General features: G+C 72.4%; 8 protein-coding genes. 6 read left to right on the top strand and 2 right to left on the bottom strand.

Annotated elements, in window-relative coordinates; translation table 11 throughout:
• Nucleotides 1-161 precede the first annotated feature (161 nt).
• Nucleotides 162-1,145: a methionine synthase gene (locus VFJ94_RS04485; protein WP_325002993.1), complete on the top strand. Its 984-nt coding sequence runs from the start codon at nucleotides 162-164 to the stop codon at nucleotides 1,143-1,145.
• Nucleotides 1,142-2,107, top strand: a complete 966-nt coding sequence (locus tag VFJ94_RS04480) for a DMT family transporter (RefSeq protein WP_325002992.1) — start codon at nucleotides 1,142-1,144, stop codon at nucleotides 2,105-2,107. The genes VFJ94_RS04485 and VFJ94_RS04480 overlap by 4 nt, the downstream gene beginning before the upstream one ends.
• Here VFJ94_RS04480 and VFJ94_RS04475 read toward each other — a convergent pair.
• Nucleotides 2,070-3,293, bottom strand: a complete 1,224-nt coding sequence (locus tag VFJ94_RS04475) for a L,D-transpeptidase (RefSeq protein ID WP_325002991.1) — start codon at nucleotides 3,291-3,293, stop codon at nucleotides 2,070-2,072. The two genes, VFJ94_RS04480 and VFJ94_RS04475, sit on opposite strands and share 38 nt — an antisense overlap.
• Before the next feature lie 139 nt (nucleotides 3,294-3,432).
• Nucleotides 3,433-4,926 carry a long-chain fatty acid--CoA ligase gene (locus VFJ94_RS04470; protein WP_325002990.1) on the bottom strand — a complete coding sequence of 498 codons (1,494 nt, stop codon included), beginning with the start codon at nucleotides 4,924-4,926 and terminating at the stop codon, nucleotides 3,433-3,435.
• Nucleotides 4,927-5,025: 99 nt separating this feature from the next.
• Between VFJ94_RS04470 and ligA the strand changes: the two genes are divergently transcribed.
• The 4 genes from ligA (at nucleotide 5,026) to VFJ94_RS04450 (ending at nucleotide 10,051) form a co-directional block, all read left to right on the top strand.
• Nucleotides 5,026-7,137: an NAD-dependent DNA ligase LigA gene (ligA, locus tag VFJ94_RS04465; RefSeq protein ID WP_325002989.1), complete on the top strand. Its 2,112-nt coding sequence runs from the start codon at nucleotides 5,026-5,028 to the stop codon at nucleotides 7,135-7,137.
• Nucleotides 7,138-7,276: 139 nt separating this feature from the next.
• A complete protein-coding gene (locus tag VFJ94_RS04460; protein WP_325002988.1) occupies nucleotides 7,277-8,032 on the top strand; it encodes an ABC transporter ATP-binding protein in 756 nt (251 codons plus the stop codon).
• Nucleotides 8,029-8,730 (top strand): ABC transporter ATP-binding protein, encoded by a 702-nt coding sequence (locus tag VFJ94_RS04455; RefSeq protein WP_349256083.1) that lies wholly within the window; start codon nucleotides 8,029-8,031, stop codon nucleotides 8,728-8,730. The genes VFJ94_RS04460 and VFJ94_RS04455 overlap by 4 nt, the downstream gene beginning before the upstream one ends.
• Nucleotides 8,731-8,803: 73 nt before the next feature.
• On the top strand, nucleotides 8,804-10,051 hold the full coding sequence (locus VFJ94_RS04450) for an ABC transporter substrate-binding protein (RefSeq protein ID WP_325002987.1): 1,248 nt from the start codon (nucleotides 8,804-8,806) through the stop codon (nucleotides 10,049-10,051).
• The last annotated feature ends 5 nt before the right edge of the window (nucleotides 10,052-10,056 follow it).

Below are 10,056 nucleotides of genomic sequence, written 5' to 3'. Positions count from 1 at the left end.
GTCGCACCCCGCCACGCTAGCCGTATGCCGCGGGCGTGCCCCGGGTGCCCGCCCGGCGGGCTACTTGAGCTGGAAGCCCACCTGGCACGTGTGGTTAGTCCCTCGGGCGCTCGTGGGTCGGGCGTCGACGGCGTCCGGTCGCGGGTCAATAGAGTGGACCGGTGACGCACGCGACCGGCATCGGATCCTGGCCCGGCACCTCCATCCGGGATGCGCTGGGTCAGGTGCGCGAGCTGCTCGACGGGCACCTGCCCTACCTGCCCGAGCTCCCGGCGCGGGGCCCCGGCGCCGACCTGGTCGGACGCACGGCGGCCCTGCTCGTCGAGCTCCACGTCGACCTCCAGCCGACGGGCTGGCGCCTCGTCGACCGGCCCGGCCGTGACGCCCGGCGCACGGCGGCCCTGCTCCGGGAGGACCTCGACGAGCTCGCCGAGGCCTTCGACGGCCACCGGGGGCCGCTCAAGGTGCAGGTCGCGGGACCGTGGACGCTGGCCGCCGGCGTGTGGCTGCCCCGCGGCGAGCGCGTCGTCGCCGACCCCGGCGCATGCCGCGACCTCGCGGCGTCCCTCGCGGAGGGCGTGCGCGCCCACGTGGCGGCGGTTCGTCGGCTCGTGCCGGACGCCGAGGTGGTGCTGCAGGTCGACGAGCCGTCGCTGCCCGCCGTGCTCGACGGACGCCTGCCGACCGCGTCGGGCTACGGCCGGCTGCCGGCCCCGGACCCGCAGGACGCCCTGTCGGCGCTCGCGGCGGTGCTGGGCGCGGCGGGCCCGGCTGACACGGTGCTGCACTGCTGTGCCGCAGACCCGCCCATCGCCCTCCTGCGCGACGCGGGCCCCGGCGCCCTCTCGCTCGACACGACCCTGCTCGGCCCCCGCGGCTGGGAGGGCGTGGCCGTGGCCGTCGAGGACGGCATACGGCTCCTGGCCGGGGCGGTGCCCACCGACGGCTCCGTGGGCCGCGCCCAGGACGTGGCCGACCAGGTCGCCGACGCCTGGCACCGCGTCGGTATGCCGCGCGCCACCCTCGCGGACCTCGTCGTGACGCCCGCGTGCGGGCTCGCCGGGTGCAGCCCCGACGAGGCCCGCAGGCTGCAGCGGCTCGCGGTCGACGCCGCGGCCGAGCTCACCGAGCGAGGCGCCTCGTGACGGACCCGCCTCGGGTGCCGTGGCAGGTGAAGTTCGCCAGCCTGGCGCTCATCTGGGGTGCGAGCTTCCTGCTCATGAAACTCGGCCTCCGGTGGTTCGCGCCGCTGCAGATCGCCACCTTCCGGATCGTTCTCGGCGCCCTCACGGTCCTCGCGCTGCTCCGCCTCACCGGCGGCCGGCTCCCTCGCTCGCGCACGGTGTGGGCGCACCTGCTCGTCGTCGCGGTCTTCCTGTGCTCCCTGCCGTTCACGCTGTTCCCGCTGGGGGAGGAGCGGGTCAGCTCTGCCCTTGCGGGCATCGGCAACGCCGTGACCCCGATCGCCACCGTGCTCGCCACGATGGCGGTGCTGCCTGCGGAGCGGCTGCCAGCGGCCCGGCTCGCCGCCGTCGCCGCGGGCTTTCTCGGCGTGGTCGTGATCGCCCAGCCGTGGGCGTCGGCCGGTCAGCCCGACGCCGTCGGCTTCGGCGTGACGCTGCTCGCGGGCGCGTCGTACGGGATCGGGTGGACCTGGGTCCGTCGCCACCTCGCCGCGGCCGACCTCGCGGGCCTGCAGTTCCCGGCGGCGCTGCTGACCGTGGCGGCGGGTCAGATGGCGCTGCTCCTCGTCGGCTGGTGGCTGCTCGGTCGGGGCGGTGAGCGTCCGGCCCCGTGGTCGGCGGCCCCGGGTGCCAGCGGTGGCGCCGAGGCGCCGCTGCTGGCGGTCCTCGCCCTCGGCGTGCTGGGGACGGGGGTCGCCTACCTGTTCCAGTACGACGTGTTTCGCGCCGTGGGCCAGCAGGTCGGCTCGCTCGTCACCTACCTGATCCCGGTCGTGTCGGTGGCGCTCGGCTACGTGGTGCTCGGTGAGCGCCTCGGCCCGTGGCAGCTCGTGGGCGCCGCCGTCGTCCTGGCAGCGGCGGTCGCGGTGAGCCGCCCCGGGCGGGTCAGAGCGCGGACCCCTTCTGGTATGCCGCCCAGCTGAGGTTCCAGTCGGCGTAGCCGTTGCCCATCGTCATCGGCTTGCGGGAGCCGGTCGTCTCGACGACGTCGCCTATCCGCATGTTCGCGAACACCCAGTCGGAGCTCGCCTCGCTCATGCCCGTGCACCCATGGCTGACGTTGGCGCGACCCTGCTGGGACACCGACCACGTCGCGGTGTGGAGGAACTCGCCGGAGTGGGTGATCCGCAGCGCGTGCTTGACGGTGACGTCGTGGTAGTAGTCCTTGTCGCCGGGCTTGAGCCCGATGGACTCGGCCTTCATCTCGAAGTTGGTGTACTTCTCCATGATGACCTTGACGCCGGAGCGGGTCTCCCACCCCGGGCGGCCGCCGGAGATCGGGATGGTGCGGGCCTTCGCGCCGCTGACGTAGACGTCCATGAGGTGGCTCTTGAGGTCGACCTTGGCGACGACGGACCGGCCGACGGTGAAGTCGGCCACACGGGACTGCTCGCCGAAGCGGTTTCCGCCCGCGGGCACCCCGTTGAGGTTGGCCTCGACGTGCACCTTAGTGCCCGGCTTCCAGTAGGCCTTGGGCCGCCAGTGGGCCTCCCGGCTGGAGAGCCAGTACCACGACCCCTCCTGCGCCGGGGTGCTCGTGACCACCATGTGCTTCTCGAAGGTGGCCTTGTCGACGACCGGCAGGTCGAAGGTGACGATGACCGGCATACCGATCCCCACGGTCTGGCCGTCGGGCACCACCTTGACGTAGATCTGGTCGTCGAGGGTGAGCGGCGCCGTCGTGAACGTGCGCTCGGTCCGGGTCGGCGCGCCGGAGGCGTCGGTGCCCTCCATGGCGAGGGTGTACGTGGCGCCGGGCTCGAGCAGGTCGCTCGCCGTCCACGTGCCCGACTCGAGCCACCCCTTGACGTCGACGCGCTGGCCCTTCTTGTTGGTGTAGCGCAGGCTGGCCGCGGTCAGCGTGCCCTCCTCGGCCCGCGCCACGACCCGCGTGTCGACCGGCACGTCGGAGGCGTCCGCCGCAGGTGTCGTCACCCAGTCCATGGCGGGCGTGGTCGTGGTCGACGCGGCCGGTGTCTGCGCGGCCCTGGAGGCGTCGGCGCCGGCTGCGCGCGTCGGCGACTGACCGCCCGGGGCGGTGACCGGGCCGTTGCAGGCGGCCAGGCCGAGCACGGCCACGACGGCCAGGCCCGGCACGAGCGATGTCATGCGGCTGCTCGTACTCACGTGGGTGTTCCCTTCGGTGACCTGGCGCGGGCCGTCCCGGGTGGCGCGCCTTGTCAGGTCGGCGGAGATGACCTCAAGTGTCACCGATCGGACATCGGATCGCCAAAATGGCGGCGCGCCGTCACGCCGGGGGCCGCACCTCGCGCCGCAGGATCTTGCCGGTCGGGCCCTTGGGCAGCTCGCTGAGACGCCACAGGTGGCGGGGGTACTTGTAGGCGGCCACCCGTTCGCGCACGAAGTCCTGGATCTCCTCGAGCGGGGTCTCGGCGCCCGGGCGCAGCGCGACGGCGGCGGCGACCTCCTCCCCGAGGACGTCGTCGGGCACGGCGACCACGGCCGCCTCGACGACGTCGGGATGGGCGTAGAGCACCTCCTCGACCTCGCGGGGATACACGTTGAGGCCGCCCCGGATGATCAGGTCCTTCTTGCGGTCGACGATCGTGAAGTAGCCGTCCGCGTCCACCGTCGCGAGGTCACCGGTGCGGAACCATCCGTCGGGGATCGCCTCGGCCGTGGCCTGCGGGCGGTTCCAGTAGCCCTTCATGACGTTGTCGCCCCGGATGGCGATCTCGCCGATCTCGCCCGGCGCGGTGTCGTTGCCGTCGAGGTCGACGAGCTTCATCTCGCAACCCGGGATGGCCCGCCCGATGGTGCCGGGCTTCGTCGGGGCGTCCGGGAGGTTGAAGGACGCGACGGGCGAGGTCTCGGACAGGCCGTAGCCCTCGAGGATCTGGCAGTGGAATGCCGCCTCGAAGGCCCGCATCACCTCCGCGGGCATGGCCGAGCCGCCGGACACGCAGGTGCGCAGGCTGCTCGTGTCGGCCGTCGGCGCGGCCGGGTGGTTGAGCATGGCGGCATACATCGTGGGCACGCCCTCGAAGACCGTGACGTGGTCGCGCGCGATGACCTCGAGGGCCTTGCCGGGCTCGAAGCGCGGGATGAGGGTGAGCTCGCAACCGCGCAGCACTGCGGTGCCCAGCCCGCACGTCAGGCCGAAGACGTGGAAGAGCGGCAGGCAGCCCATGATGACGTCGTCCTCCGTCAGCTGCATGACGTCGTCGGCGGAGCGCGTCGCGTTGAGGTGCAGGTTGCGGTGGGTCAGCTCGGCGCCCTTGGGCTTGCCCGTGGTGCCGGAGGTGTAGAGGATCACCGCGGTGTCGTCGTCGGCCTTGTCGGCGGCCAGGGGTGCGGGGTCGGCCTCCGGGAGGGCCTCGTCGACGGGCCCGAGCGGCCCGCAGAGCAGGACCTGGGTGCCCGTCTCCGCGGCCGCCTTCTCGGCCTCCGCGGCGAAGTCGGGCCACACGAACGCCATCCGGGCGCCGGAGTCGGCGAAGTAGTAGGCCACCTCGCCTGCCTTGAGGAGGGGGTTCATCGGGACCACGACGGCGCCCGCGAGGAGCGACCCGTAGAAGACCACCGGGTATGCCGGCACGTTGGGCAGGATGAGCGCCACCCGGTCCCCCGGCTCGAGCCCGGCTTCCCGCAGCCGCCCGGCCACCCCCGCGGCGGCGTCGTGCAGCTGCGCCCAGGTGAGCGCCACGGAGTCGAGGCGGATGCCGACCTTGTCGGGCAGCCGCTCGGCCGTGGCGACGAGGTTGGTGGCGAGGTTGGTCATCAAGGCTCCTTGTCGATCTGACGTGCCGCCATTGTCACCGGCCAGCCGCCCCGGTGGCCAGAGCCCCGAGGCGTCGGCGGCGGCTGGCACGATGGCCCCGTGACCACGAGCAGCCTGCCGGACCCGACCGACGACGTCACCCCGGAGGCGGTGCGGCACGAGTGGGACGGCCTCGCCGAGCAGGCGCGGGCGGCCCAGTTCGCCTACCACGTCAAGGACGCTCCGACGATCAGCGACGCGGAGTACGACCAGCTGATGCGGCGCCTCGTCGCCCTGGAGGAGGAGTGGCCCTCGCTCCGGGTCCCCGACAGCCCGACCCAGCAGGTCGGCGCCGCGGCGTTCGCCACCCAGTTCGCGGCGGTCGACCACCTCGAACGGATGCTCAGCCTCGACAACGCCTTCACGGTGGCCGAGCTGGAGGCGTGGGCCGAACGGGCCGAGCGCGAGGTCGGCACCGGCGTGCACTACCTCGTCGAGCCGAAGATCGACGGCCTGGCCATCAACCTGCTGTACCAGGACGGCCGCCTCGTGCGGGCCCTGACCCGGGGCGACGGCCGCACCGGGGAGGACGTCACCCACAACGTCCGCACCATCACGGGCGTGCCGCACGTGCTCGAGGGCGCGGGTGTGCCCACCCTGGTCGAGGTCCGAGGCGAGGTCTTCTTCCCCACCACCGCCTTCGCCGACCTCAACGCCTCGCTCGTCGAGGCCGGCCGCCCGCCCTTCGCCAACCCGCGCAACGCGGCGGCCGGCTCACTGCGCCAGAAGGATCCCCGGGTCACCGCGACGAGGCCGTTGCGGATGCTCGTCCACGGTCTCGGGGCACGCGAGGGCTTCGAGGTGACCCGGCAGAGCGAGGCGTATGCCGTGCTTCGGGGGTGGGGGCTGCCGACCTCGGACGAGGCGCGGGTGGTCGGCACCGTGGCCGAGGTCGAGGAGTACATCGCCTACCACGGTGAGCACCGCCACGACGGGCCGCACGACATCGACGGCATCGTCGTCAAGGTCGACGAGGTCTCGCTCCAGCGCCGGCTCGGCGCGACGTCGCGGGCGCCGCGGTGGGCGATCGCCTTCAAGTACCCCCCCGAGGAGGTCAACACCAGGCTCCTCGACATCCGGGTCAACGTCGGGCGCACGGGTCGGGTCACGCCCTACGGCGTCATGGAGCCCGTCGTCGTCGCCGGCTCGACGGTGGAGATGGCCACGTTGCACAACGCGTCGGAGGTGCGGCGCAAGGGCGTCCTCATCGGTGACACCGTCGTGCTGCGCAAGGCGGGTGACGTCATCCCCGAGATCGTGGGGCCCGTGGTGCCGCTTCGCGACGGCTCCGAGCGCGAGTTCGTCATGCCGACGACCTGCCCGTCGTGCGGCACGCCGCTCGCCCCGCAGAAGGAGGGCGACAAGGACATCCGGTGCCCCAACGCCCGCTCCTGTCCGAGCCAGCTGCGGGAGCGCCTCTTCGCCCTCGCCTCCCGGGGCGCGCTCGACATCGAGGCCCTCGGCTGGGAGGGTGCGACCGCGCTGCTCGAGTCGGGCGTCCTCGAGGACGAGGGGGCGCTGTTCGAGCTCACCGCGCACGACATCGCCCGGGTGCCGCTCTACACCCGTGCCGCCCGGCGCACCGACCCGCCGGAGGACGTCGTCGACGGTCGCGTCCTGTCGGCCAACGGCGCCCGGCTGGTCGCCAACCTCGAGAGCGCGAGGCGCCAGCCCCTGTGGCGGGTCCTCGTGGCGCTGTCCATCCGGCACGTCGGCCCGACGGCCGCGCGGGCGCTCGCCACGCACTTCGGCTCGATGGACGCCATCCGCGCGGCGACCACCGAGGAGCTGGCCCAGGTCGCCGGGGTCGGCGGCGTCATCGCGGAGGCGGTCACCGAGTGGTTCACGGTGGACTGGCACCGGCAGATCGTCGAGCGCTGGGCCGCGGCCGGCGTGCGCATGGCCGACGAGGTCGACGCGTCCGTGCCGCGCACCCTCGAGGGCCGGACCGTGGTCGTGACCGGCTCCCTCGAGGGCTACTCCCGCGACGAGGCCAGGGAGGCGATCGTCAGCCGCGGCGGCAAGGCCGCCGGGTCGGTGTCGCGCAAGACCGACTTCGTCGTCGTCGGCGCGAACGCCGGCACCAAGGCGGCCAAGGCGGAGGAGCTGGGGCTGACGATGCTCGACGAGGCGCAGTTCACGCGGCTGCTCGAGTCCGGCGCCGTCGACTGAGCGCGCGGGGTGTGGCGCCGGCCCATGAGTGCGAGCCAGGTGTGTGTGCGGTCACCGTATCCTCCCCGGGTGGCGCTCCTAGGCTTTCGGGAGGCAGGACGGCCGTCCTGACCAGACGTCCCGGCACGAGGAGGTGCAGGTGTCCACCGGTTCCCTGCTCCTCGAGACCCGCGCCCTGACCAAGGAGTTCCGCGGCTTCGCTGCCGTCTCGGGCGTCGACCTGCGCGTCGCGGCGGGCACGGTCCACGCCCTCGTGGGGCCCAACGGCGCCGGCAAGACGACGCTGTTCAACCTGCTGACCGGCTTCCTCGCGCCGTCGTCCGGGTCGATCCTCTTCGAGGGTGCCGACATCACCGGAAAGGCTCCGGAGCAGATCGCCCCGCTCGGCATCGCCCGCTCGTTCCAGATCACGAGCCTCTTCGAGCAGCTGACGCTGCGCGAGCATCTCGAGCTGGCCCTGGCGAGCCCGACGGGCCTGGGGATGCAGTTCTGGCGCAGCGTGCGACGCCTGTCCGTCTTCGGCGACCGTGCGATGGAGCTGCTCGACCAGGTGGGGCTCGCCGACCGGTCGGGAGCCCCCGCCGGGTCGCTGGCCTACGGGCAGAAGCGGGCCCTCGAGCTCGCCATCGCGATGGCCCTGGACCCCAAGCTGCTGCTCCTCGACGAGCCGACGGCCGGCATGGGCCTCGAGGACGTCGACCGCACCATCGCCCTCGTGCGGCAGCTCGCCACCGGCCGGACCGTCGTCTTCGTCGACCACAACATGCACGTGGTGGGCTCGCTCGCGGACACCGTGACCGTCCTCCAGTCCGGGCAGGTCCTCGCCGAGGGGCCCTACGACGAGGTCCGGGCCGACGAACGGGTCATCACGGCATACCTCGGGGCCGCGCCGTGAGCGCCGTGCTCACCGTCACGGGCCTCTCCGCCTGGTACGGCGAGGCGCGCGTGCTCGAGGACGTGTCGGTCGACGTCGCGGCCGGCGAGGTGGTCACCCTCGTCGGACGCAACGGCGCCGGCAAGACGACCTTGCTGCGTGCCGTCATGGGGCTGCACCGGCAGGTCGAGGGGTCGATCACGTTCGGGGGCGTGGAGCTGGCGAGACGGTCCGCCGACGCCCGGGCGCGGCTGGGGATCGGCTGGGTCCCCGACGACCGCGGCATCTACGCGAGCCTCACCGTCGCCGAGAACCTCCTGCTGCCGCCCGTCGTCCACGACGGCGGGTGGAGCCTCGAGCGGATCTTCGAGCTCTTCCCGGTGCTGCACGAGCGCCGCGACTTCCCGGGCACCCGGCTCTCCGGCGGCGAGCAGCAGATGCTCGCCATGGCGCGCGTGCTGCGCATGGGCTCGCGCCTGCTCCTGCTCGACGAGCCCAGTGAGGGCCTCGCCCCTGTCATCGTCCAGCGGATTGGCGACGTCATCCGTGAGATCAAGGCCCAGGGCGTCGCCGTCCTCCTCGTGGAGCAGAACGTCAAGTTCGCGGCGACGGTGGCCGACCGCCACTACCTGCTCGCCCAGGGCAAGGTCGTCGAGCGGCTCGACAACGCCGACTTCGCGGCCCGGGAGAGCGAGCTGCTCAGCTACCTCGGGATGTGACCCAGGCCCCCGCACCACCGACCGGCCCACACCACCGCACCACGCTCCACACTCGAACACCCCAGGAGGGGACATGCGTCGCAGCAGGATCCACGGCTCCCTGGCCATCGCGGCCTCGGCATCGCTCGCGCTCGCCGCGTGCGGGGGAGGGGCGGGCGGGCCGCAGTCGGGCGGCTCCGGCGGGCTCAGCGACGGCAAGGTCGTCCTCGGGCTCCTCAACGACCAGTCGGGCGTCTACAAGGACCTGTCCGGTCCCAACTCGGCCGCGGCGATCCAGATGGCCATCGACGACTACAAGGCCAAGTACGGCGACAAGGCCGTGGCGAAGGCGATCGAGGTGGTCCAGGCCGACCACCAGAACAAGGCGGACGTCGCCAACTCCAAGGCCCAGGAGATGTACGACCGGCAGAAGGCCGACATCATCCTCGACGTGCCCAACTCCGCGGCCGCCCTGGCGGTGGCGACCCAGGCGAAGAACAAGAAGCGGCTCTACATCAACGTCGGCGCGGGCACGACCGCGCTCACCGGCGCGAGCTGCAACAAGTACACGTTCCACTGGGCCTACAACACCGCGGTGCTCGCCAAGGGCACCGCGGGCACCATCACCAAGGCCGGCGGCACGAGCTGGAACATCGTCTACCCGGACTACGCCTTCGGCCAGGACATGAACAAGTCCTTCACCAAGGAGGTGCAGGCCGCCGGCGGCACGGTCGGCCAGTCCATCGCCTCGCCGTTCCCGAGCGACAACTTCGCCACCTTCATCACCAAGGCGGGCGAGGGCAGCCCCAAGGTGGTCGGCTCGATGCACGCCGGCGGGGACCTCATCAACTTCGTCAAGCAGTTCAACCAGAGCTCGCTCAAGGGCAAGGCCACGCTGGCCGTCGGCCTGATGTTCATCACCGACATCCACTCGCTCGGAGTGGAGCAGTTCGCCGGCACACAGTTCACCGACGCGTGGTACTGGAAGTTCGACGAGCAGAACCGGGCCTGGGCCGACAAGTTCCAGGCGAAGACGGGCACCCGGCCCTCCTTCGCGCACGCCGCGAACTACTCGGCCGCCAGCAACTACCTCGAGGCGGTCCAGGAGGCGGGCACCGACAAGGCCGACGACGTCGTGGCCAAGCTGGAGGGCAAGAAGATCAACGACGTCTTCCTCCGCAACGGCGAGGTCCGCAAGGCGGACCACGCCGTCGTCCACGACGTCTACCTGGCCAAGGTCAAGGACAAGGCCGCGGAGGAGTGGGACTACGAGGAGATCGTCAAGACGATCCCGGCCGCCGAGGCCTACGGCCCGGCCAACCCCGCCTGCACCATGGGCTGATCGAG

It is taken from the genome of Intrasporangium sp. (genome assembly GCF_035688975.1).
GTDB lineage: Bacteria > Actinomycetota > Actinomycetes > Actinomycetales > Dermatophilaceae > CALMNV01.
This window is presented reverse-complemented; position numbering and strand designations above follow the sequence as displayed.